Source organism: Methylosinus sp. H3A, assembly GCF_015709455.1.
Lineage (GTDB): Bacteria > Pseudomonadota > Alphaproteobacteria > Rhizobiales > Beijerinckiaceae > Methylosinus.
The window spans coordinates 46,030-69,288 of sequence record NZ_JADNQW010000006.1 but is presented as its reverse complement, the minus strand read 5'-3'; the positions used below and the strand labels follow the sequence as shown (position 1 = coordinate 69,288).

At 60.8% G+C, this 23,259-nt stretch carries 16 protein-coding genes; 13 read left to right on the top strand and 3 right to left on the bottom strand.

The genetic code is table 11. The features are described from left to right. Positions 1–76 precede the first annotated feature (76 nt). Entirely contained in the window at positions 77–2,113 is a 2,037-nt protein-coding gene (locus IY145_RS23645) for a hypothetical protein (RefSeq protein ID WP_312030652.1), read from the bottom strand. Between the two features lie 327 nt (positions 2,114–2,440). Further along, on the bottom strand, positions 2,441–4,330 hold the full coding sequence (locus IY145_RS23640) for an AAA family ATPase (RefSeq protein WP_196410755.1): 1,890 nt from the start codon (positions 4,328–4,330) through the stop codon (positions 2,441–2,443). A 455-nt stretch (positions 4,331–4,785) separates the two neighbouring features. On the opposite strand from IY145_RS23640, the gene IY145_RS23635 reads away from it, so the two are divergent. The 13 genes from IY145_RS23635 to IY145_RS23575 all read left to right on the top strand — a co-directional run bounded on the left by IY145_RS23635 (position 4,786) and on the right by IY145_RS23575 (position 22,748). Further along, positions 4,786–5,979 (top strand): DUF932 domain-containing protein, encoded by a 1,194-nt coding sequence (locus IY145_RS23635; protein WP_196410754.1) that lies wholly within the window; start codon positions 4,786–4,788, stop codon positions 5,977–5,979. A gap of 143 nt (positions 5,980–6,122) precedes the next feature. Next, positions 6,123–8,276 carry a ParB/RepB/Spo0J family partition protein gene (locus IY145_RS23630; RefSeq protein WP_196410753.1) on the top strand — a complete coding sequence of 718 codons (2,154 nt, stop codon included), beginning with the start codon at positions 6,123–6,125 and terminating at the stop codon, positions 8,274–8,276. 190 nt (positions 8,277–8,466) lie between these two features. After that, positions 8,467–12,789, top strand: a complete 4,323-nt coding sequence (locus IY145_RS23625; protein WP_196410752.1) for a strawberry notch family protein — start codon at positions 8,467–8,469, stop codon at positions 12,787–12,789. Between the two features lie 272 nt (positions 12,790–13,061). Beyond that, positions 13,062–14,402, top strand: a complete 1,341-nt coding sequence (locus tag IY145_RS23620; RefSeq protein ID WP_196408705.1) for an IS1380 family transposase — start codon at positions 13,062–13,064, stop codon at positions 14,400–14,402. Between the two features lie 713 nt (positions 14,403–15,115). Continuing rightward, complete coding sequence (locus IY145_RS23615) at positions 15,116–16,051, top strand: DUF2493 domain-containing protein (protein WP_196410751.1); 936 nt, start codon at positions 15,116–15,118, stop codon at positions 16,049–16,051. Positions 16,052–16,158: 107 nt separating this feature from the next. After that, complete coding sequence (locus IY145_RS23610; protein ID WP_196410750.1) at positions 16,159–16,512, top strand: single-stranded DNA-binding protein; 354 nt, start codon at positions 16,159–16,161, stop codon at positions 16,510–16,512. A 114-nt stretch (positions 16,513–16,626) separates the two neighbouring features. After that, positions 16,627–17,892: an SDR family oxidoreductase gene (locus IY145_RS23605; RefSeq protein ID WP_312030651.1), complete on the top strand. Its 1,266-nt coding sequence runs from the start codon at positions 16,627–16,629 to the stop codon at positions 17,890–17,892. 3 nt (positions 17,893–17,895) lie between these two features. Next, the gene (locus tag IY145_RS23600) at positions 17,896–18,366 is read left to right on the top strand and encodes a DUF2269 domain-containing protein (RefSeq protein ID WP_196410748.1); all 471 of its coding nucleotides are present in this window, start codon (positions 17,896–17,898) and stop codon (positions 18,364–18,366) included. 8 nt (positions 18,367–18,374) lie between these two features. Further along, positions 18,375–19,100 carry a hypothetical protein gene (locus tag IY145_RS23595; RefSeq protein WP_196410747.1) on the top strand — a complete coding sequence of 242 codons (726 nt, stop codon included), beginning with the start codon at positions 18,375–18,377 and terminating at the stop codon, positions 19,098–19,100. 43 nt (positions 19,101–19,143) lie between these two features. Next, on the top strand, positions 19,144–19,755 hold the full coding sequence (locus IY145_RS23590) for a hypothetical protein (RefSeq protein ID WP_196410746.1): 612 nt from the start codon (positions 19,144–19,146) through the stop codon (positions 19,753–19,755). Between the two features lie 28 nt (positions 19,756–19,783). Then, a complete protein-coding gene (locus tag IY145_RS23585; protein WP_196410745.1) occupies positions 19,784–21,550 on the top strand; it encodes a hypothetical protein in 1,767 nt (588 codons plus the stop codon). 9 nt (positions 21,551–21,559) lie between these two features. Beyond that, positions 21,560–22,096: a thermonuclease family protein gene (locus tag IY145_RS23580; RefSeq protein ID WP_196410744.1), complete on the top strand. Its 537-nt coding sequence runs from the start codon at positions 21,560–21,562 to the stop codon at positions 22,094–22,096. A 73-nt stretch (positions 22,097–22,169) separates the two neighbouring features. Beyond that, positions 22,170–22,748 carry a hypothetical protein gene (locus tag IY145_RS23575; RefSeq protein ID WP_196410743.1) on the top strand — a complete coding sequence of 193 codons (579 nt, stop codon included), beginning with the start codon at positions 22,170–22,172 and terminating at the stop codon, positions 22,746–22,748. A gap of 24 nt (positions 22,749–22,772) precedes the next feature. Here IY145_RS23575 and IY145_RS23570 read toward each other — a convergent pair whose 3' ends face one another. Continuing rightward, a complete protein-coding gene (locus IY145_RS23570; RefSeq protein WP_196410742.1) occupies positions 22,773–23,087 on the bottom strand; it encodes a hypothetical protein in 315 nt (104 codons plus the stop codon). Positions 23,088–23,259: the final 172 nt, after the last annotated feature.

The following is a 23,259-nucleotide window of genomic DNA, read 5'->3' as shown; positions in this document are numbered from 1 at the left end:
CGGCAACCTCGTCGAGGCCGGGCAAGGCGTGCGCATGCTGGAGTCGGTGCAGCAGTTGCGCCGTCGTTCCATGCGGCTACCTGTCAACGTCATCGAAGATAGAGCGGTTCGCGGCCAGCGCGTCTGACAACGGTGTCTCCCTCTTCTGCGTTACGATATGAGTCCAGTCAGAATCGTCTTCGGACTCTTCGTCGCGTTTGCGTTTACGCCTTTGCAGTGACTCTATCGACCGCATCACCTGATTCCGCGCGTTATCTACCGATACGATAGCATCATCGTCGACGCCGATTGCTTCAACGCGGTCGAGAAGCGCCTGGAGCTTCTTGAAGTGGTCATCTGGCTCCTCATCCAAGTCAGCATCGGCGGCAATCTCGTCGATCCGTTCTTCAAGCGATGGTAGCACCTTCGTGCGCAGGGCCAATCCCAATTTGATCAGCCGAAAGGGCGGAATGAGCGCGAGCGTTGTCGCGTCGTCGAAAAAGGAGACGTCCAAGTGTTTCAGGACTGCATCCTCCAATGCTTCGGCAATTTCTTGCCGTAGCTTGTGCGGTAGCAGGCCAATGATGTTCGCTCTGGCGAACGTGGCGATCCGCGGATCGTTGGCAGCCAAATCGGTTTTCCAGCAGGAACGCTCAAGCAGGTTCGGAAACTGCCGGAGCGATTTCGCGAAAACGGCCTCGCTAGCGCGGTATGCAAGGAATTGAAATAGCATCCAATTGCGGTACCACTCATCGGGGGTTCGCCCAAGCCGATCGACCAGTGCGTCGTCAAGCGTCGATGGTATGGCAAGAGCGTCTCGGATGAGCGGTGATCCTTCACAGGTAAAGCTACCGAGGATCGTGTCGGTGGTCGCGCCGCGGATGAGCGCTGCCATCATATGGGGCTTCTGACGAAGTATCTCCGTTAGCGCATCCGAGATTGTCGGATGCGAGAAAATCCATTTAGTCCCTGATAGCTTAAGGAACGACCCTTTGAGTTCTGCGAAACATTCTTGGATCCTGGTCAGGCTGAAGCCGGTAAGTTCGGCCACGGCTTGTGCCGAGGACGAATCATGGTTACCCGGATCGAAGCCAGACTGATGAACATAGATCAAGAGGAGGGCGGCTTGCAGCTGGTCGTCCAACGCGTTCACGGTATCGATTAGGTGCTCGCGAGGCTCTTCCATAAACCTGACCAGCGACGCCTCACGGGGTAACAGACCTTTCGTGAAATTTGGGTCGCCAAGTCGTTCTGCGATGCCAGGGAGGAAATCATTTACAGCTGCGACCGCCGTCAAGTGCGGCTTCACACTCGTGCGCCAGCTTTGGCTCTGCCCACCGAAATTGATGTGATTGTATAGGATCTGGGACTTTTCTTCGAAGGCCAAGTCGCCGACATCGACGACGGCACTGTCATTCGCGAACTGTGGGAGGTTGCGTTGACCCAGCCGAAGCCGCGCGGCTTCATAGATGTGCTTGCGGGACGTCAGCAGGAAACGATTGCCGTGCGCGATAGCTGCGCGCAGCTTCGCGAAAGCCGATGTCCAGTCCTGCACATAGTCGATTCGCAGCACATTCGAGCCGAAAGCATCGTCGATCCAGAAGAAGCGGCCCGGGTCATTTGGGTTCCATCCAGCCTCGAAGTCGCGCGGGCTGGTCAGTGCGAGGACCGTGCTGTCGGGATTTTCCGAGGCGATCGTTGAGATGACGGCACCAATCGCTGACTTGCCGCTCGATGGATTGCCGAGCAGCAGCACAACGCCATGCTTGGCGATGGCATGCACGGCGTCGCGATGCGCTTGAGTTGGCACGTAAGTGCGCAGCTTTGGGATCCAACTGGCGAGAAGCGCGCGGCTCTGCTCGCTCAAACGTTCGTCGACGATCGAGGTAAGGTCGCCGAGCCCGTATACCTGCGGGACTAAGGCGCGCAGCCGCGCGCTACTCCGGATCGTACGCACGATATATTGCCGGCCGAGGACGTGCGGCTTGCGTACGCCAAGCTGGCGGAGCTTCGCTCGCATCTCGGCAGCGACCGGCGCATCAACACTCATGTTGGTCATAAATGCATAAGTGTGGGCTTGCCCAGCTGCGACAAGTTCTTCGACGTGGGCGATTTCGGGATTGAGGTCGTTCACCTTGAGCGTCTTTCCCGCGTTGGATGTATGTTTACACTGCACCGTGCCTATGGGCTGCTCTTCAGTCCTGGACGGGATGAGAAATATAGCGTCCTGACCACCGTCCTGGGCTTCTCGAAATATCTCCACAGGACGGCCAAGGACCACTTCGCAAACTTGAGAGCAGAGATCCTGGAAAGCACGCCACCCGATCGTATGCAGCGCCAAATCGGACCACGGGCCGACGGCCCGCCTAATGCAAGCTAAATCGTTGCCGTTCTCCGCTCTCTCGCTACTCACAGGATCCCTCTCAATATTATTTCCGCAAACAGTGAAATTGCCGCTCGATCATGCGGACATGGTCAAAGGCATTATATTGCCGATAAGTCGAATGTCGTCCGGCTTCCCATTGATGTTATTCCACGCGCGGAGCACCGCGTGCATCTTTTCGAGATAGTCCAAGTCAGGCGGCAGCGCCCCAAACGGCTCGTGCTCCACGCCATCACAGATATCGACGAGAAACTGCTGCAGTTTCTCGCGCAGCGCCGGATCTTCCACGACGCGCAAATAAGCTGATATTGGCTTGTCCTTACCCAGCTCGGCCCCTCCGAGACTGCGTTCAAAATCGGGAATGCTGCAACGGTGGCGAACGGCAATACCGGTGTTTCGACATGCGACGATTTGATCGTAGATCGACTGGTTCATGGTCCACATCCCGTTTCGGCCACCTTCGTGGTTGAACGGCCAGTCGACGTCATGGACAATGCTGAACGGCACACGAAAATGTCGCAACATCGTGATCAGCCCAGGCAAAATTGCCTTGCCGCGAGCGCGTATCACCGTTGCCCGGCCCGCCAGTTCATGATTCTCACTAACGATAGCAGCGATGAAGGCCGCGTGCTCAGTGTCGCCTTCTACGAGGATCGGATGCGAACCGAAAAACACCTCTGAGAACCCGACGTCCATTTGCTGGACCGCCTTTAGATTGCGCTTGGTATCGGGGTCGAAGGCCACATCGTCAGCCCGATATGTCTTGCTTCCGAGTGGCGACGTGTCCCCTCCGGCGCGCTCCAATCGCACGATTGTCGTGTGGTCTTCGAGCGGATTGACGAAATAGGGTGAGTGTGTCGTCATCATCACCTGCCACTCGGGATCCTCCGCTAGCTGGTAAAGATGTCGTTGGGCGGCTCGAGCCGCCATCGGATGAAGGGCATTCTCAGGTTCGTCGATTAGCAGGAGATAGCCGGGGAAAGCGGGATCATCCTTATCCGGTTCCTTCTCTCCCTTTCGGAAGGCCTCGAGCTTTTCGAGTGCAGCGGCTTTCGCTTCCTCACTTTTCGCGATCTTCAAAGCCTTTTCTAACGCAGTCTCGGTTTCGTTGAACCGCGAAAGTTGATTATGGACTGTGAGCATCGACCAAAACAGCGCTCGCCGGGCACCCGCCCCTTGTTGCTCCACCGAAGTTTCGACGTCGCCATCCGTAACCCGAATGCCGGAGCCTTCCTTGAGAAGCTTCTCCAAGTCGTATTTCGGCTCTGCCATCGCGACATCGAGCCGGATTCCCAGACCGGGAAAGACGCCCGCGAATCCATCTTTAATTTGTTCAGCTATTTTGGTGAAGCGCGCTTCATGCGCCTTGGACAGGTTAGAGACGATGTTGGCGAGCTTCGAGACGGATTGTGCGAGGTCGGACGTCGGATCCTTTTGCAACTCGCTCAAATCTTTTGCGAAGGGTGAGAGCGCCAGGGCCAGTAGCACGGCTTGGGTTTCCGACGCATCTTGCAGCGATCCGATTCTCAACGGGCGCGGCAGGCGGGATTTGAAGACGTTGTCGGCACCGCCGGCCTTTTCATTGTTCGACCAGAGGCCGGCCACGGGGTCCCAGGTCTTCCGGAGAGGCGATCCATCGGGTGCCCATTCCCAACGGCTGCGGACGACCAGATAATCGCCCACCTTGGATTTCCACTTCTCGTCGACATTCGCCACGCCTTCGGGGATGTGGACGTCGAGTTCTACGACCGATGGTTCATCACCGGGGGTCCAACGGCAGCGGTCTCGTGAACCTACAAATAGACTTGGTTTAATGGCAAGCTCGTAAGCGCGCAAAATGGTTGATTTGCCCGCGTTGTTCTTGCCTACCAAGCACACCACGTTATCGAGAGCCACCTCGATACCTTCTGGGCCGATGCACCCAAGGTTCCTAACAACCAGCTTCAGTAGCTTCGAGCGATTGGCCACTCCCGCCTCCCCAAATCATGCATGAATCCGTGCTTCAGTAACCCTGATCGAAAAGATACGCCAGTGCAGAGTTTAAGGTCGGAAATGGGTTGATCCTGAAGAAAGCTTCATTTTACTCCCGCTCCCGCGCGCTGCGTTCGAAGCACAAGCTGCTTCCGGCGATCGGTTTACAGCAGCTTTCAGGATTACGGCCGTCGACCACCTCACGGCGTCGTTGCAGCAACATCCCTGGAAATCGGCTTATGATCATACCCGGCCGTTGAGCGCTGTCGGCGGGCACACTCCCGTCTATGCGTGATGGGCGTCTGTATTAGCCGGAGCGCGGATTGGAGCAATTCGTTCAGGTGTACCTCGAGCGTTAGCACATCCTAGAGTGAGAGTGGGGACCGGATTTCTATGACGGGTAAAACGCCGAGAGAGAGTCTTTCGGCCGCCTGGTCACGGAGTTTGATCCCATGAACATCCAAGTTCTCGACTCCCGCCGTGAATTCACCAATGGCTACAAAGTCGACGTGTCGCGCGGGGAGCGTGTCGGCCGCGTTTCTTCCGAGTGGTTTTCTCGTCCCGCCGACGAGCGGTTTCTCTCGCTTGGCGAGCTGGCATGCGCCGTGCGCGGCCGCGCCGATCGAAGCCGCACCCGTGTCGTCGAAACCTCGCTTATCCATGTCGAAGCAGATCGCGCGAACGCCGAGCGCCTGTCTCTGATCCTTCCGGGCGCTGAGGCGCCCATGGCTCCGACGCATTGGAGTTTCGGGCAGCTCGCGAGCCATGTCGGCGCGCCGGCCTCCTATCTCCGCCAGCTTCCGGCAGCGATCGCCGGCATCAATCTCCAATATGGCCTGACGTCGCACCGCGCGGAGCAGATCAAGACACTGGAGACCGACGATAACCGCGTCGAGCTGCGAGCGGTAACCGGCCCCGATTACGGGCGTATCTTCGATCACGAGCTCGTCGAAGCCGTGCAGCGCATCGCTGGCAATGGCACGGGCGACACGCGCTGGAAAGTTCCGGGCGTCCTCGATTGGTCGACAGGCGTCTACAATCCGCGTGTGGACATCACGAAAGACACGACGACGCTCTATGCCTCCGATCGCGACGTCTTCCTGTTCCTCGTCGATGATTTGAATCCCATAGAGGCGGGCCGCCTCCCGGATGGCTCGCCGGACCTTTATTTCCGTGGGTTTTATTGCTGGAACTCGGAGGTCGGAGCGAAGACGCTCGGGATCGCGAGCTTCTATCTGCGGGCCGTGTGTCAGAATCGCAATCTCTGGGGCGTAGAAAATTTCGAGGAGATCACCATCCGCCACAGCAAATACGCCGCTTCTCGCTTCGCACATGAGGCGGCTCCTGCGCTGTTGAATTTTGCGAACTCGTCACCGACGCCTTTCATCAATGGCATTAAGGCTGCGCGCGAACGCATCGTGGCGAAGACTGACGAAGATCGCAACGAATTCTTGCGGCGGCGCGGCTTCTCGAAGGCCGAAACGAGCAAGATCATCGACACGGTGTTGGTGGAGGAGGGCCGTCCGCCGGAATCGATTTTCGATTTCGTGCAGGGCATCACGGCCGTCGCGCGTGACAAGCCGCATCAGGACGTTCGCCTCGATATGGAGGCGAAGGCGAAGAAGCTGCTTGATCTAGCGGCCTGAGTCCGAAGAACCGCGAGGCGGTTGTCTCGAGCTCTGCGATCATGGCGCTGCCCGCTCCTTAAAGGGAGAGGGCGGCGCTTCGCTCATTGACGAGCAAAAGGTCGAGAGAGAGGCTCTCGGCGGCTTGTCGCGGAGCAACGACCATGGCCAAAGCCACTCAGAAAATCACCCTCTCCTCCTCACGCGATATTCCGTTCGACAAGCTCGTCTTGTCGCAGGCGAATGTTCGCCGCGTGCAGGCCGGAGTTTCGATCGAAGAACTCGCCATCTCGATCGCCCGGCGCGGACTGATCCAGAGCCTCCACGTTCGCCCGATCCTGGACGCTGACGGAACGGAAACCGGGAAATTCGAGGTTCCCGCTGGCGGTCGCCGATATCGCGCCCTCGAATTGTTGGTCAAGCAGAAGCGCCTCGCGAAAAATGCTCTCGTCCCCTGTGTCGTCGGAGACGCGGCGAGCGACGTTCTGATCGATGAAGTGTCGCTCGCGGAAAACATCGACCGCGCGCCGCTTCATCCGCTCGACCAGTTTCGTGGTTTCAAGGCCATGATCGACAAGGGCATGACCGAAGAAGCGGTCGCGGCCGCCTTTTTGGTCGACGTCCATGTCGTGAAGCAGCGTCTGCGCCTTGTGTCGGTCTCGCGCGCTTTGCTCGACGTCTACGCCGGGGAAGAGATGACGCTCGAGCAGCTCATGGCGTTCACGGTTTCGCACGATCACGCGCGGCAGGAGCAGGTCTGGAATTCTCTCCGCAACGGCTATCAGAAAGAACCCTACAACATCCGTCGGGCGCTTACAGAAACCGCCGTGAGCGCCACTGACAAACGCGCCTTCTTCGTCGGCGTGGCGGCCTATGAGGCCGCAGGTGGCGTTATTCTCCGAGACCTCTTCGAGGATGATCGAGGCGGATGGCTCCAGGATGTCGCCCTCCTCGATCGTCTTGTCGCGGAAAAGCTCAGGAACGTCGCTGACGACATCGCGGGGGAGGGCTGGAAATGGGTCCAAGCCGCCGTCCATCTTCCCTACGGGTTGACGAACGGCTTGCGCAGGCTGCCGGGAACTGCTGCCCTGACCGAAGACGAACGCGCGACGCGTGAGGAGCTTCGGGAAGAGAGCGACAGACTCGTCGAGCAATATGAGCAGGCTGACGACATCCCCGACGAAGTCAACAATCGCCTCGAGGAAATCGACGCGGCGCTTGAGGCTTTCGAGGACCGCCCCGTTCGGTATGAGCCTGATGACATTGCTCGCGCTGGCGTCTTCGTGAGCCTCGGCGGCAACGGCTTGCCGAAAGTCGACCGCGGCTATGTTCGTCCCGAAGACGAGCCGGCGCCCGAAGGCGACGACGACAGCATGACGGAGACCGCTGAATCTCGACCCGCAGCACCGATGGCTCCCCTCGTCCAGCGAGCCGTCATCACGATCGGCGGCCAAGCGGCGCAGCCCGAGGAGGAGCCGGAGGAGGACGGCATCAAGCCACTGCCCGATCGCCTGGTCGCGGAGCTGACCGCCCACCGCACGCTCGCTCTGCGAGATGCGGTCGCGAATAATCCTCACGTCGCGATGACCGCTCTCCTCCATAAGCTGGTCTCGGATGCGTTCGAACACCGATCCGCAACCGGGGCTCTGGAGGCGCACGTTCGCCAGGTCATGTTCCCTGCGCAGTCCGAGGATCTGAACGATTGCCAATCCGCGAAGTCCGTCGCCGATCGGCACGAGCGCTGGGGAGACCACATCCCCGCCGACGACGAAGCTCTGTGGAACTGGCTCACCGCGCTCGAAGTTGACAGACGTATGGAGCTTCTCGCCCATTGTGTCAGCTATGGCGTCAATGCGCTCCATGAGCGCCCGAATCCATACAGTGGTTCGGGCGTCAGCGACCACGCGCTGAAGGTTCGCCTTTCTCAGGCCGATCGACTGGCTCGAGCGACCGGCCTGGACATGGCGCAGGTGGGCTGGCGTCCGACCGTCGGCAACTATTTCGGGCGCGTGACCAAAGCGCGCATCGTCGAAGCCGTGCGCGAGGGGGCCGGCGAGCGTGCCGCGGAACTCATCGGCCATATGAAGAAAGGCGAGATGGCCAAAGAGGCCGAACGCCTTCTCCAGGACACCAATTGGCTGGCGGAGCCGCTGCGTCTCGCTGACGGCGAGGACGTTTTCGAAACCGCGGATCGGGAAACCGCGGATCGGGAGGGCGGAGACGAGGCTCTGCCCGCCTTCCTCGCCAGCGACGACGACGATGAAGACGGCGCGGCTGACACCGAAGAAGACCAAGAACAGCCGATGGCCGCCGAATAGGCGATTCCGAAAAGGGCGGCGCAAGTCGCCCTTCACATCTCGATCGAAGGCGCCCCGCCGTAAGGCCGGGCGCTTTTTTTGTGCCCCGTGAAGAGAGGGAGAGGGCCGTCGGCCGCGAATGAGTTCGGCGGCTTCGAGAGAGAGCGTCCGCCGGGCTTACCGATGGTCCGCTCTCCATGAGGCCGATTCAATGAATTTTCTCGCGCCCGTCCTTTCGACCCAGCAACACTCCTTCGATCCTGCACCCACTGACGGCGCCGCCGCCATCCTCTCCGCTGCGCATCTTCTCGTTCCCAGTCTCGAACGCGGCGAAAAGATCGACGCCGGCGTCCTGCGCGACGTTATGGAAAACGCGTTTGGCGCATCGGATGGTTCCGGCGCATGGAGCTGGAAAGCCGCCTATGAGGCCTGTGAGGTCGCGACCGTCCTGTTCCTGGGCAAATATGGCAAGGCGCTGTTCCGCAAAGCACCAACTGCGGCCGCCCGTCTTTCCGCGCTGACGAAAATATCCCTGTTGCTGCCGACCCATACGCGCCGCTCCGAGGAGAGCCAAGCGCTTCAGCAATTCTCGACGCCCGTTCCGCTCGGCCTGGCGGCCTTCACGGCCGCCGCGATCGCACCGTCCGACCGCGTGCTGGAGCCGTCCGCCGGAACAGGGCTCCTCGCGATCTTAGCGAGGACGACGACCAGCTCCCTCATACTCAACGAGCTCGCCGAGACACGCGCGAGATTGCTCGCCGCGCTCTTTCCGTCGATTTCCATCACGCGGTTCGACGCCGCGCAGATCGACGATCACCTCGGCGCCGAGACGATACCGTCCGTAGTCCTCATGAATCCGCCGTTCTCGGCTATGGCCCATGTTGCAGGACGGGTCCAGGACGCCGGCTTTCGCCACATCGCCTCGGCGCTCAACCGCCTCGCGCCGGGCGGACGCCTCGTCGCGATCACCGGCGCCAATGTCGGCCCGGACATTCCCGATTGGCGTGATTCATTCATTCTCTTGCAGGAGCGCGGGCGCGTCGTGTTCACCGCCTCTATTGCGGGCGCGGTTTATGCCAAGCACGGCACGACCTTTCCGACTCGGCTCACAGTTATCGAAAAGAACCCGGCCGACGATCCGACGCTGTTCCCGGCGTCGCCCGGCCTCGCGCCGAATGTCGCGACGCTTCTCGAGTGGATCGAGCACAGCGTTCCGCCGCGCTTACCACTCGCCTTGCCCAAGAGCTCCGCGCCGATCGCCGCCGTGGCGCCCATAACCGCGCGCAGCTACATCTCCCGCCGGGCCGAGACTCGCCCGCGCCTCGCGCCGATCGCGGACCCTACTGGCATTCCGCTCGCCTATGAGACAATCGACTCGACCCCGCCGGAAAGCACACGTCTGACCGAGGCGATCTACGAAGAATATGGATTACAGTCGATCCGCATTCCCGGCGCGCAGCCGCACCCGACCAAACTCGTCCAGTCCGCGGCGATGGCGAGCGTCGCGCCACCGAAGCCAGCCTATCGCCCCATGCTACCGGCGAATAGCCTTCAACGCCTTTCCGACGCGCAGCTCGAAACCGTCATCTACGCCGGCGAGGCGCACAGTGATTATCTCTCCGGATCATGGACGGTCGACACAACCTTCGACGTCGTCCAGGCGGTAGCCGAGGGCGTCGAAAACGCCGTTCGCTTCCGGCGCGGCTTCATGCTCGGCGACGGCACGGGCGCCGGCAAGGGCCGCCAATCCGCCGGGATCATCCTCGATAATTGGATGCAGGGCCGGCGCAAGGCGCTTTGGATCAGCAAATCCGACAAGCTGATCGAGGACGCGCAACGCGATTGGTCCGCGCTCGGCATGGAGCGATTGCTCGTGACGCCCCTCTCGCGTTTCGCGCAAGGCAAGCCGATCACGCTTCGCGAGGGCGTCCTGTTCGCCACCTACGCCACGCTGCGCACCGATGACCGAGGCGAGAAGATGTCGCGCGTCCGCCAGCTCGTCGAATGGCTCGGAGCAGATTTCGATGGCGTCATCATTTTCGACGAAAGCCACGCCATGCAGAACGCCGGCGGCGGGAAAAGCGAGCGCGGCGACGTCGCCCCCTCGCAGCAGGGTCGCGCAGGCCTTCGTCTGCAACACGCTCTCCCCAACGCCCGCGTCGTCTACGTCTCCGCCACAGGCGCGACGACCGTCCACAATCTCGCCTACGCTCAGCGGCTCGGCCTTTGGGGTGGCGACGATTTTCCCTTCGCCACCCGCGCCGAGTTCGTCGAGGCCATCGAGGACGGGGGCGTCGCAGCGATGGAGGTGCTCGCGCGCGATCTGCGTTCACTTGGCCTCTACACTGCCCGATCGCTCTCCTACGACGGCGTAGAATACGAGCTCGTCGAGCACCGCCTCACCGAGGAGCAGCGCAGCATCTACGACGCCTACGCCGGCGCGTTCTCGATCATCCACCGCAATCTCGACGCTGCGATGGAGGCCGCCAATATCACCGGCTCCAGCGGAACGCTGAACCGCCAGGCTAAGGCCGCCGCGCGTTCCGCGTTCGAGAGCGCCAAGCAGCGGTTCTTCGGCCATTTGCTCACGAGCATGAAAACGCCGACGTTGATCCGCTCGATCGAGCGCGATCTCGGGGACGGCCACGCTGCCGTTGTGCAGATCGTTTCCACCGGCGAAGCGCTCATGGAGCGCCGTCTCGCGGAAATCCCCACCGACGAGTGGAAGGACGTTCGCGTCGATATCACGCCGCGCGAATATGTACTTGATTATTTGGCTCATTCCTTCCCGGTTCAGCTCTATGAGCCCTTCACCGACGCCGAAGGAAACCTATCATCGCGCCCAGTCTATTGCGACGGACAGCCGGTCGAAAGCCGCGAAGCCCTCGCGCGCCGCAACGATTTGATCGAACGGCTCGCGTCGCTCCCGCCGGTTCCGGGCGCTCTGGACCAGATCGTTCAGCGCTTCGGCTCCGAAATGGTCGCGGAGGTCACGGGCCGGTCACGGCGTATTGTGCGAAAGGGCGAACGTCTCGCCGTCGAGAACCGCGCCCCTTCGGCCAATCTTGCCGAAACCGCGGCCTTCATGGACGATCAAAAGCGCATTCTCGTCTTCTCCGACGCCGGCGGAACCGGGCGCAGCTATCATGCCGAACTCTCGACGAAGAATCAGCGCCTGCGCGTTCACTATCTGCTCGAACCCGGCTGGAAGGCCGACGCCGCCATTCAGGGGCTCGGGCGCACCAATCGCACGAACCAGGCGCAGCCGCCGCTCTTTCGGCCCATCGCGACAGATGTAAAAGCGGAAAAGCGCTTCCTTTCCACAATCGCCCGCCGGCTCGACACGCTCGGCGCGATCACTCGCGGACAGCGCCAGACCGGGGGGCAGGGCCTGTTCCGCCCCGAGGATAACCTCGAAAGCGTCTATGCGCGCGATGCGCTGCGCCAGCTCTATCTTCTCATCGTGCGCGGAAAAATCGACGGCTGCTCTTTGCAATGCTTCGAGGACGCCACCGGACTGACGCTGACCGATGACAATGGAATCAAGGACGACTTGCCGCCGATCACGACGTTCTTGAACCGCCTGCTCGCGTTGACCATCGACCTTCAGGGAATTCTCTTCACGGCGTTCGAGCAACTTCTCGACGCAAAAGTCGCCGGCGCGATCGCGAGCGGCGTCTATGACATCGGCCTCGAGACGCTGAAAGCGGAGAGTTTTATCGTCTCAGATCGCACCACGATCTACACCCACCCCGCGACCGGCGCGCAAACCACCTTGCTCACCATCGCACAGCGCGAGCGCAATCGACCCGTCTCTCTCGAAGACGCGCTCGCCGTTTGCGAGCAGGCGGGAGGCAAGCTTCTCGTGAATCGGAAATCAGGACGCGCCGCCGTGCAGCTCCCGGCGCCGTCGTTCATGCTCGACGACGGCGAAATCGAGCGGCGCGTCCGCCTCGTTCGCCCCATGGAGCAACGCCACGCCTCTCTCGGGACGATGACCGAGAGCAGCTGGGAGGAAGCCTGCCGAGAGGCGTTCGCAAGCGCTTGGCAGGCCGAGCTCGCCGACGTTCCGCCTTTCACCGAAAGCACGATCCATGTCGTCGCGGGGCTCCTTCTCCCCGTCTGGAAGCGTCTCCCAAACGAGTCGACACGCGTTTATCGCCTCCAGACGGACGCCGGAGATCGCATCATCGGCCGCAGAGTTTCACCGGCATGGGCCGCGACCGCAGCTACGACAGGCGCGATAACGCTGTCTCCCGACGACGCCCATGCTGCGTTGGTCGACGGCTCCACGATCATCCATCTCACCGAAGGAATGCAATTGCGTCGCGCTCGCGTTATGGGCGCCAACCGCATCGAGCTTTCCGGCTTCTCAGAGCCGATGCGAGAACGCCTACGCGCCTATGGGCTTTTCACGGAGATCATTTCCTGGAAGCTGCGGTTCTTTGTTCCGATCGACGCCAGCGGTCGATCCGTGCTCGGTCGATTGCTCGAAACATATCCGATCGAGCGTATCACCGATCGAGAGCCATGATGATCGTTCTAGCAATTACGATCATGCGTCTCTATCGCGTTTCAGCCCATTGGCATCGGAGCTTTGCTTTGGTCGGCGCCTATCATTGGCGCCGGCACTCCCCGGAGCTTGTCCCCCACAATTATATCAGCGTCGCGTCGTGGGGCGAGTTTCGATAGTGCTAACCCGGAAAATTCAGCGTAGGTTGGCGGGGGTGGTACAGCCTTTTGATTTGGCGTAGAGTTCGGGTGTCGAATCCAACTCGCGCCATTTCGAAGCCGCCACGCCCCGCCATGAACGATTTTACCCTGCCGCTTTCCGGCCTGTCACCTGTTTCCGGCAAGGCTGTCGTCGCCAAATTCGACGGCGGCCTGCTGTCATCCGATGGCGGCGTGCTGCTGCTGCGTGAGATCGAGCAGCGCCTGCGCGTCGCGGAGCGGCTCGCCGGCTGCATCCGTGATCCGCGCGATCCCGATCTCGTCACCCATACGCTCGCCGACATCATTCGCTTTCGCCTCCTCATGATCGGCGCCGGCTATGAGGACGGCAACGACGCCTCGGCGCTGCGCGGCGATCCGATGTTCAAGATGGCGCAAGGGCTCGCGCCTTCCGAGCGCGAGCTCGCCTCGCAATCAACGATCTCGCGCTTCGAGAATCTGCCGGACGCTCGCGCTCTGCTGCGCATGGGCCGCGCCATGGCCGATCTCTATTGCGAGTCGTTCCATCGCGTTCCAGAGCGCATCACGCTCGACATCGACGACACTTTCGACGCCGTCCATGGAGGCCAGCAACTCCGCCTCTTCAATGCGCATCATGACGAATATGGCTTTCAGCCGATCGTCGTGTTCGACGGCTCCGGCCGCTTCGTGTCCGCCATGCTGCGGCCGGCCAAGCGCCCCAGCGGAAAAGAGGCCGAACGCTTCCTGCGCCGCCTGCTGCGCAGCATCCGCGCCAATTGGCCGAGAACGAAAATTCTGCTGCGCGCCGACAGCCATTATTGCACGCCCGAGACGATCGACTTCTGCCGCGCCAATGGCCTCGACTTCATCTTCGGCGTCGCCCCGACGACGACGCTGAGGTCGCATATCCTCGGGCTCGAAGCCAAAACCAAGGCCGTGTTCGAAGCGGCGCCTTCGGCCGGCAAGGCGCGGCGCTACAAGGAATTCCTCGACGGCGCGCAGAGCTGGAGCCGCGTCGAGCGTATCATCGCGCGAACCGAAGCCGGGCCCGACGGCGTCGACACGCGCTTCGTCGTCACCAATCTCGAGGCCCGCAACGCCCGCCGTCTCTATGAAGATGTCTACTGCCGGCGCGGCCAGGCCGAGAACCATATAAAATCCTGGAAGACGCATCTTTGCGCCGACCGAACCTCATGCATGAAAGCGACGGCCAATCAGCTTCGCCTGTTCCTGCACGCCGGCGCCTATTGGATCATGTGGGGCCTGCGCATGGCCGCGCCCAAGCGCTCGTCTTGGCGCACGGCTCAGTTCGATACTCTTCGTCTGCGCCTCGTGAAGATCGCCGCGCGCGTCGTCGAGATGAAGACCGCCATCAAAATCCATCTGCCGACCAGCTGTCCCGACCGGCAATTCCTCCGCATTGCGCTCGCGCGCATCCCGCGCCTCGCGACATGAAGCGCGGGGCGAGCGCCCCCGAAATCCGAACCCTTTTCCCTCAACCCGCAAGCCTTCGCCGTTCGAAACTCCGGCCCGCCGCCAGAGCCGCTGGCGCTGCGCGCGCGGTTATCTCGAACCCAAAAAATCTTCCACTTCACCGCGCGAGCCGGTCAAGCGCTGCATAATCGCGGCTAAGTCGGCGCCGACATCGATCCGTTCGGCAGGGCGGGGCAGATCTCGGCGAGAACCCAGAAGGAAGTCGGGCCGAGGCGCTGGCGCTGTCAGGACGAGTTTTCGGCTCTGTGTCGCGGCCGATCTCGCCGGCCGCGTCTCCCTTTGGCGTTTCACGATCCGGCTCGATCGATCTTGGAGTTTCGGCCGTGTCTCTCGCTCATCGGATAGCGATCGAGAGAAGAAGCGAAGGGCTTCTTGTCGCCTGAGGCGTTTGTTTGATTTCGCTTCCTAAGTCGTCGGTGAGAGCCGCGCTCGCGGCCTTCTTTAGAGGGCGATCGATCGGCAAGCGGTTCGGACCGGCAACGGCCGCGGCCGACTATTTTCCGTCGCGGCCTGAAGGCCGCGTTCCATCGCGAAGCAAAATAGTCGACCTCTAGCCGTCCTTCGCTTTGCTACGGCCCTCCGCTTCGCTCCGGGTGCAGGTCCCGCCCCGCGTGCCGCTTTCGTCGCCATGAAGGCCGCGGCGGACGCGGCTGACCGACGAAGAGGGAAGCATCATGATCACTGAACGCGAAGACGACAACGAGCCCCAGCACGCTTCTTCCCCCACCGACCATCTCTTGCAGGAGCTCCAGCTCTACGGCCATCGCCCCTTCGAAGACGAGCCCGACCGCAGACCATTGCCCGAAGGTGGCCTCGTTGCGGGAGCCGTTTCGGACATTTTTGACGCACTCATTGTCGCGCTGCAGGACACGCGCCTCGAACCCGACCTTCCCGACCTTCTGTGGTCCACGGTCAATCTCTTTCAGCGCGCCGCCGAACGGGTCGATCGTCAGCTCGACGACAACGAACAGTCGCAACGACGCTCCCAGCGTGAGCAGGATGGTGGCGAGATCAAATCCGTCGAGCTCGAGCGCCTGATCGCTGAAGGCCAGACCTTGCTCGAGCGTCGCGACGCCTTCGAACTGATGCGCGACCAGGCCGCCGATCACTTCGAACGACACACCGGCTCCGCCTGGCGTCCCCGCAGTCGCTCAATGGTCAATCATCGCAATCTCACTGCCGCAATGATCGACAGCCGCGACTTTCTCGCCGCGAAAAAACGTGCAGACAACGAAGTGCTCCTGCCCCCCGGTCCGAAAATCGCCGTCACTGGCGGACTCGATTTCAACGACCATCGCCTTATCTGGGCGAAGCTCGATCAAGTGCGGGCCAAACACCCCGACATGGTTCTCCTCCATGGCGGCTCGCCGAAAGGCGCCGAGCTGATCGCAGCCCGTTGGGCCGATCACAGAAAGGTCACTCAGATCGCTTTCAAGCCCGACTGGACCAAACACGCCAAGTCGGCGCCCTTCAAACGCAACGACGCCATGCTCGAAACCCTTCCGATCGGCGTCATCGTCTTTCCCGGAACCGGCATTCAGGAAAATCTCGCCGACAAGGCCCGCAAGCTCGGTATCCCGGTCTGGAAATTCGGAACTGGAGGCGCTTGAGCGCCTCCCCCTTCGAAACCGGCCCTCCACCCTCTTCGCCCGCGCCTGTTGGCAAACCGGCTTTTCTTCATTAAACAATACGCTGTAACCAATTTGAGGGCCGCTCCATGACCTCGCGCAATTTTTTTGTGATTTCGGGCAATGTATCTCAGGCCCCCCGTCAATTCGGGGACCGAACTCCCAAAACCGTCATAACCATAGGCGTCGATGAATTTTGGACTGACAAAGAAACGGGGGAGCGGAAGAAAAAAACCGACTTCCTGACAGCTTTCACCTTCAACCGAAAAATTGGCGATTACATTATCGCCAACGTCAAGATCGGGTGGCAAGTCAACATAGACGGCCGCATTAGGGCCAATTCTTACGAAAAGGGCGCCGATCGCATCTACACGACGGAACTGGAGATCGGCCGGATTGACGCGCATCCCATAAGCGACACACGCGGCGGCGACGACGAGTAGTCTCGTTCGGGGACGACAAGGCCCATCGGCTCACATGCCGCGGTCCAGAAAGATTCGGCAAAAACCGGCAACCACTAATTCCCGCCATCGTATTTATTTTTTCATCGCCGAAATTTGCGGAGACTGACCTTGGCTCGCATTCTCATCGTAGGCGGCAGCGGATTTATCGGACGGCATATTGCCGGCCGACTCCGAGATCGCGGGCATGAGGTCAACGCCTCATCGCGGGTCGAGATCGATCTGGCTCGTGACGGCGAAGCCCAACTTCGCGATAAGCTCGCGAACTTCGAAGTCGTTATCAATTGCGCGGGGCTCGTTAGGGACGTCGGCGCCAATAGCATGGCCGCCGTCCATGCGGATGGCGCCTCCAATCTCTTTCGCGCCTGCCTCGCTGTAGGCGTCACGCGGCTCATCCACGTCTCGGCCCTCGGCGTGGAGAGCCAAGGTGAAACCATCTATCAGCGCAGCAAGGCGGTCGCTGAGGAGCAACTCGCCGCGCTCGATCCGGACGGCGCACGCTTGGACTGGCGCATCCTGCGCCCCTCGCTCGTCGTCGGACGGGGCGGCGCGAGCACGCGCTGGCTGCTCGCCGCCGCTGTCCTCCCCTTTCTTCCGAGCTTCGGCGACGACGCTTGGCGTTTTCAGCCCGCGCACGTCAGCGATCTCGCCGAGGTCGCCGCGCGCATCGCGGAAGGCGCGCCCTCCCCCAGGCGCTTCAATGTCGTCGGCCCGGAGCCGATGACGACGGACACGCTGCTCGCGCTGTTGCGCGAGTGGCTCGGCTTGAAGCCCGCGCGCTTCTTTCGCGTGCCCTACCGCTTGTTTCTGCTCGCGGCCTCAATCGGCGGTCGTGTCACGACCGGCCCGCTCAATCGCGAGGTGGTGAAGCTCCTCTCTCGTGGCAATGTGGCGGATTGTTCGCCGATGACAGCCGCGCTCGGCCGGCCGCCGCGCTATATTCGCGACGCTCTGGCGCTGGAGCCGGCCTGCGGGGCGGACAGGCAGGCGGCGCGACTGTTCTTCCTGCCTCCGGTGCTGCGTTGGAGCCTCGGCCTGTTGTGGGTCGCGACGGGCTTTCTCTCCTTCGGACTCTATCCGCAGGAGAAGAGCTATGCGCTGCTCGCCGAGATAGGCGTTCACGGCGCGCTCGCCGACTTTGCGCTCTATGGGGGCGCGGCGGTCGATCTCCTGCTCGGCGTACTGTTGCTGCTGCGCTGGCGCCCTGCCCTCGTCGGCGCCGCGCAGCTCGCGACCATGCTTGCCTTCACGATCATCGCGGCCCGTCTGCCGTCGGACTATTGGCTGCATCCCTTCGCGCCGCTGCTCAAGAATCTGCCGATAGCTGCGGCGATCCTCGTCATGATCGCATTGGAGTCCTGACCCATGCTCGATCCCGTCACTCTGAAGACCGCGCACATCATCAGCTCGACTATCTTGTTCGGCACGGGGATCGGCACGGCCTTTCACGGCCTCGCCAGCAATCTGCGCGGCGATTTGCGGGCCATCGTCGTCGGCAACAGAAATGTCGTGCTCGCCGATTGGCTGTTCACAACCCCCGCCGTCATCGTGCAGCCCGTCACTGGAGTGCTGCTCGCATTGGATCAGGGCTGGCCGCTGGATACCCCCTGGCTCCTCGCGGCCGTCGCGCTCTATCTCTTCGTCGGCGCCTGCTGGCTGCCGGTCGTGTGGCTGCAAATCCGCATGGCGCGCATCGCCGCGCAATGCCTCGAGAAAGATGCGGCTCTGCCGGCCGTCTATCGCACCTATCTCCTCTGGTGGTTTACCCTCGGCTGGCCCGCTTTCGCCGCCATGATCCTGATCTTCTGGCTGATGGTCGCTAAGCCGCAGTTCTAGGATGAAAAATGATCGCCACGAGCAACAAGACGAACGCTGAACGTGCGGCGCCGACAGTGCGCCGCTGGAGCTCCGGCCTCATAGCGAGGTCCATTGCCCTGCTCGTGGCAACGGTCCCGGCTCACGCCGAAGCCCCCTCGGAACCGGCGTGCAAAGCGGATTGCGTCCAGGCCCTAGTCAATGGCCTGCATCTGTCGATCCCGCGCGTCTATTTTGCCTCTCCTCCGAAAGGAGACGGCACAAATCACGACATATTTCTTAGCGCTCTCCTACCCGACCTTGCTCCGGCGACACGCAAAAATCGACTCGCAGTGCCTTCCGCCGTCTGGGGTGAGGGATGGGGGCCGACGCTCAATATGCTAATCGAGGAGCCACGAGCAGCGACGTTTCACACGATCCTCAAAGCGCACCTGGGTCGAGATGTCCTCACAGGATCGTACCCAATCTGGGATGGCCTTGAGACGGCCTCGAGTGAAGATCCACACCAACAAAATGACGGCTTCTTTTTACGGGAAGATGATAAGCTGAATTTCATCATGACATGCACTATAAACGGAACTGTCAATTTCCCTGCTTGCGTAGAGTTTTTCTTCTACCGCAACGCATTGGTGCAGCTAACATTTGGACGCCATCGGATCTCGGACTGGCGTTCGATCCGCGACAGCGCAATTGCATTTATTGACCGTTTCACGATCCTTCCCTCCGATCGCGAAGGGCCGCGAGATGCGCGCTGATCGTACGACTCCTACAAGGCCGATTGCCGTCGCCGGCGCTGCGTTGACCGCCGTTCTTGCGTTCATGATCCCGGCTCACGCCGAGGCGCGCACTGAACTGGCCTGCAAGACCGATTGTGTCCAGGTCCTCGTCAATGGCCTGCATCTGTCCATTCCTCGACCATTTTTTGCCTACCCGCCGAAAGAGGACGGATCGGATCAGGGAATTTTCTTGAAGGCTCTGCTTCCAGATATCGTCCCCGCCACTCGAAACAATCAATTGGCTGTGCCGTCTGAAGTCTGGGGCCAGGGATGGGGACCAATGCTAAACCTGCTTATCGGCGGTTTGCGTGGCGCAACGATGGAAAGCACCTTTAAAGCGCGTTTGCGAGGAGCTACGATCGAAGGCCCACATGCTGAATGGGATGGCCTTGAGACGGTCACTAGCGAAGATCGAAATCAGAGACATGATGGGTTCGTTCTTCGTGAAGGCAACGAGCTTAAACTGATAATAGCCTGCGACATGGCAGGAACGGTAAATTTCCCTAGCTGTAGCGAATTCTTTTTTTATCAAAAGAGCCTCGTGAAACTCACGTTCGGGCGAAGTCACTTAGCCGAGTGGCGTCAAATACGCGATCATACAATCGCTTTAATAAATCACATGACTGTTCCGTGATGACGACATTCAATGAAAGGAGTATCACATGTCTCTTACCCAAAATCAGATCGATGAAATCACTGCCGCCCGTGATCAAGCGCTGGCGACGGGCGGAACGTCTGGAGCGACGATCTATTACAGCGCGATCGCACACTATTTCCCTTATGGCAATCTCGCCGCATCGGTGCAGAACCCAACTTCATGGGCTTCCATCGTTGCGAACACCTATGCGCAAAACAAGCTGGTTCATGACCTAGGCTTGACATATTCGGCAGCGAATCAAGAAGCTATTCGCCTCGATCTCATCAATCGCGATTATGCCGCTAGAACGCAAGCTGGCTGGAATGATATTACTCCGAGCGACATCGCCAACTACCACTCGTTGACGTTCTCTCTAACCTACTTCGGCAATCCCCATGCTCAGGAAGCCTGGACGCCATACAACATCATCGAGACCCTCGGCTCGAACTACGACTGGATGACGGCGACGCTCACCCACTATGCCGAAACCTATTTGGCAATGATCGGCCACCAGCTTTTCGGAAATCCGGCCGATGCGAATTACGGGAGCGCCTTCGATTGGGTCCAAGATATGCGCGTCGGCTATGTCATCGACTGGCGCAATTACACGTTCGTGAAGGGGGACGGCGTTTGGGCGACGGCCGCAACGCAATACATCGGCGATCACGCGGTCACGCCGATCACAAATCTCATCGTCCCGATTTCGAGCGCCGGCGCATCGGCTGACAACCCTTTCTACTCGGACGCAATCGAAGGCGTTCTGCTGGATGCGGTGATGACCAGCTCCGATCCAGGAGTCCTCGCGCCATTCGTCAGTGATCGAGGCGGCTCGATCGCTGTAGACATTGCTGCGGCCTCTGCGGCCGCGTCAAGCGATGCTGGGTGGCTGAGCACCATGCTCACCGGCGAAAAGCTCGCAGCAATCGGAACCTTCGACCAGGCGAATTGGAACCTGCTGCAAAATGACCCTGGATACGCCGAAGCCTTCTCCCTTATCGACGCCTTCGGGCCAGACCAATTCGTTTTTCAGACCACTGGCGCCTCCGTCGCCGCGGATCTCTCCGGCCGCTCCGCTGTACTCGGCGGCGCCAACAGTGGCGAGTTCTTCGCCGGCGACAACGGTTCCCTCATTCTGAGCGGCGGAGGCTCTGATCGAATCCATGATGGCGCGTCGCAAGACTTCCTTTTCGGCGGCGCCGGAGCCGATTACATCAGCACAGCCGTCGGCGGCGACATCATTGATGGAGGAACCGGCAACGACGTCATCGATGCAACGCAAGTTCCTCAAAATTGGAACAACGATGGCACTTTGGTCGATGGAGCAACCGTGCTGCTTCGACGCGGCAGCGGCCATGACTACGTGCAGGTCGCCACGCAGAGCGGCGGTCTTGGCGGCAGCGCGACCGTATCCGGTATCAACACGATTGAGTTCGATGGCGTGACCTCCGACGACGTCACGCTGTATTGGGACGCGGCGCTCACCAACACTTCCGGAGTCCCGGGCAGCTCCTATTATTCGGAGACGTGGAAAGGGAACGCTGCGCTCGTATTGAAAGATACTGGCGACTCGATCTTCATCGGCCCTGTGACAGGATCTGACATCGATATGAATGGTGTCGCCTATCATGGGATCGGCTCGGACACAGGGTTCATCCAACTCGCGTTTCAGGACCAAACTCTGGTAGACTGGAGCTTGCTGTTCACGATCAACCACAACATCACCTTGGGAGCCCTGCCTTCGGTCTTTTCCTCCGCGCCCAGCGATTATGTGGCCGGCTCTCTGATCTCCTAGGACATCCGCATGATCCGTCCGCTCCTCGCCGCGATCGCCATCGTGTCTGCGCCCGGCGTTTGCCGGGCGCAGACCGTATACACTCCGAACACGCCGGCCCAACTTCCGCCCATGCGTGTCGAAGTCCTCGACTCGACAAGCTTCCGCGACATCGAGACCGGGTCTGTCTATCGCCTCTACGGGGTTGATTCTTGCCGGGCCGGGCAGCTCGCCACTCTCGCCCGGCAGCATTGGCCTTGCGCCGCGGTCGCCACGGGCTGGCTCGTGAACGCCACGCTCGGAAAATGGGTATCCTGCAACATTCTACGCGAGCAGGACGCGGTTCGCTTGGCCCGCTGTTCATCCTCAGAGCATTCCGACCTCGCGGCAGACATGCTCAAAGAGGGACTCGCCGTCACATTGCCGCCGGATCGAAACGAGCTCGTTCGCGCTTATGGCGCGGCTCAGGAACAGGCAAAAAAGACTTACCGGGGTCTCTGGTCCAGCCAATTCACTATGCCCTGGGAAGTGCCCACTCCAACCGCGGCGCAAGTCTCAAACGAATAGATCCGGTTATCCGCTTGCCTTGGTGCGCCCCGGCCGGCTATTTGTGATTCACTAAAATTTAGGGTGCATCCCCATGAAGCTTTTCCGCCGCTTTGCGTTTCTCTCTGTCGCCGCGCCGATCGCCGCTTGCAATTCAACGGTACCGGAGCCTGTCGCCCTCCTCGCCCCAAGCCGAGAGCCACTGCTGGCACCGGCGAGAGTCGTTCCTGGCCGCCTCGAATATGCTCAGGAGCCGGACACATTCGCCCCAGTGCTCGCTCGCCAGGCCCCTTACCCGACGCAGGACCAGGCCAACAACGCCTTTCGCCGCGACTATCTCGTAACGCTCGACCCTGCTCGCTCGAGCCCGGACGATCGAAAGGCTGTTCGTGTCCAGGTCTTCGCCTGCGCGCCTGGCACGCTCAACGACACGACCGGCCGGATCGAGCCCCCGCAGGGCGAGGCCATTCACTGTGCCACTGATTTCTACAACGCCTCAGACCTGCGCCTGTCTCGCGAGACCGTGAATTACTACTACTACGCAGGCGCGTGGCACATGCGCCCTACCGATCCGCCGCACGCCGCGGCGCCGTGGATCAACCCTGAAGCGTCGCCCACCGACAACTTTGCTTGGCTACCCTTTGGCCGCCGCACCACGCCCTATAAAAATTGACCACTCGCAATGGCGGTTCCTCTTTCAGAGGAGCTCCACGCGACATGCCGATGCGTTACACCGGATCAATTCACCACTCGCCTCGGCCGTCACGCTGAACACCACGAATTCCTCGTCGAGACACATCGCGCCGACATCGTCTCTCTGGGCGTCGACCACGACGCCCTCGAGCCATTGCGACCCATCCTCGGCCTCCACATGCACCAAAATGTCGGCGGTCCGATCGCCTGACGGGACATGCCGGCATCGTCGACGGTCGTTTTCGGGCAAGCGAGCGAAGGCTAGCGCGAGCTCGCCAGCCAGATCATCTTGCTCCACAAACTCACCGCTCTTTGTCATCGAAGTCTCCGTTTCACTCGTCAGAGCAATCTTTCATCTCGCAAGAGCCCCGTCGGCATCACCGGGCTTCGCCCCCTTCGAAACCCGAAGCTCTCCTTATCCACGATTTCCGACATGCGTTCGCAGGCCCTTACGAGCGCCAAAAGCGGATCGCCATCCGCGACATTCAACC

Coding starts and splice junctions, on each gene's coding strand:
- IY145_RS23635 (WP_196410754.1), top strand. CDS start 4,786: ATGAACATCCAAGTTCTCGACTCCCGCCGTGAATTCACCAATGGCTAC.
- IY145_RS23630 (WP_196410753.1), top strand. CDS start 6,123: ATGGCCAAAGCCACTCAGAAAATCACCCTCTCCTCCTCACGCGATATT.
- IY145_RS23625 (WP_196410752.1), top strand. CDS start 8,467: ATGAATTTTCTCGCGCCCGTCCTTTCGACCCAGCAACACTCCTTCGAT.
- IY145_RS23620 (WP_196408705.1), top strand. CDS start 13,062: ATGAACGATTTTACCCTGCCGCTTTCCGGCCTGTCACCTGTTTCCGGC.
- IY145_RS23615 (WP_196410751.1), top strand. CDS start 15,116: ATGATCACTGAACGCGAAGACGACAACGAGCCCCAGCACGCTTCTTCC.
- IY145_RS23610 (WP_196410750.1), top strand. CDS start 16,159: ATGACCTCGCGCAATTTTTTTGTGATTTCGGGCAATGTATCTCAGGCC.
- IY145_RS23600 (WP_196410748.1), top strand. CDS start 17,896: ATGCTCGATCCCGTCACTCTGAAGACCGCGCACATCATCAGCTCGACT.
- IY145_RS23595 (WP_196410747.1), top strand. CDS start 18,375: ATGATCGCCACGAGCAACAAGACGAACGCTGAACGTGCGGCGCCGACA.
- IY145_RS23585 (WP_196410745.1), top strand. CDS start 19,784: ATGTCTCTTACCCAAAATCAGATCGATGAAATCACTGCCGCCCGTGAT.
- IY145_RS23580 (WP_196410744.1), top strand. CDS start 21,560: ATGATCCGTCCGCTCCTCGCCGCGATCGCCATCGTGTCTGCGCCCGGC.
- IY145_RS23575 (WP_196410743.1), top strand. CDS start 22,170: ATGAAGCTTTTCCGCCGCTTTGCGTTTCTCTCTGTCGCCGCGCCGATC.
- IY145_RS23570 (WP_196410742.1), bottom strand. CDS start 23,087: ATGACAAAGAGCGGTGAGTTTGTGGAGCAAGATGATCTGGCTGGCGAG.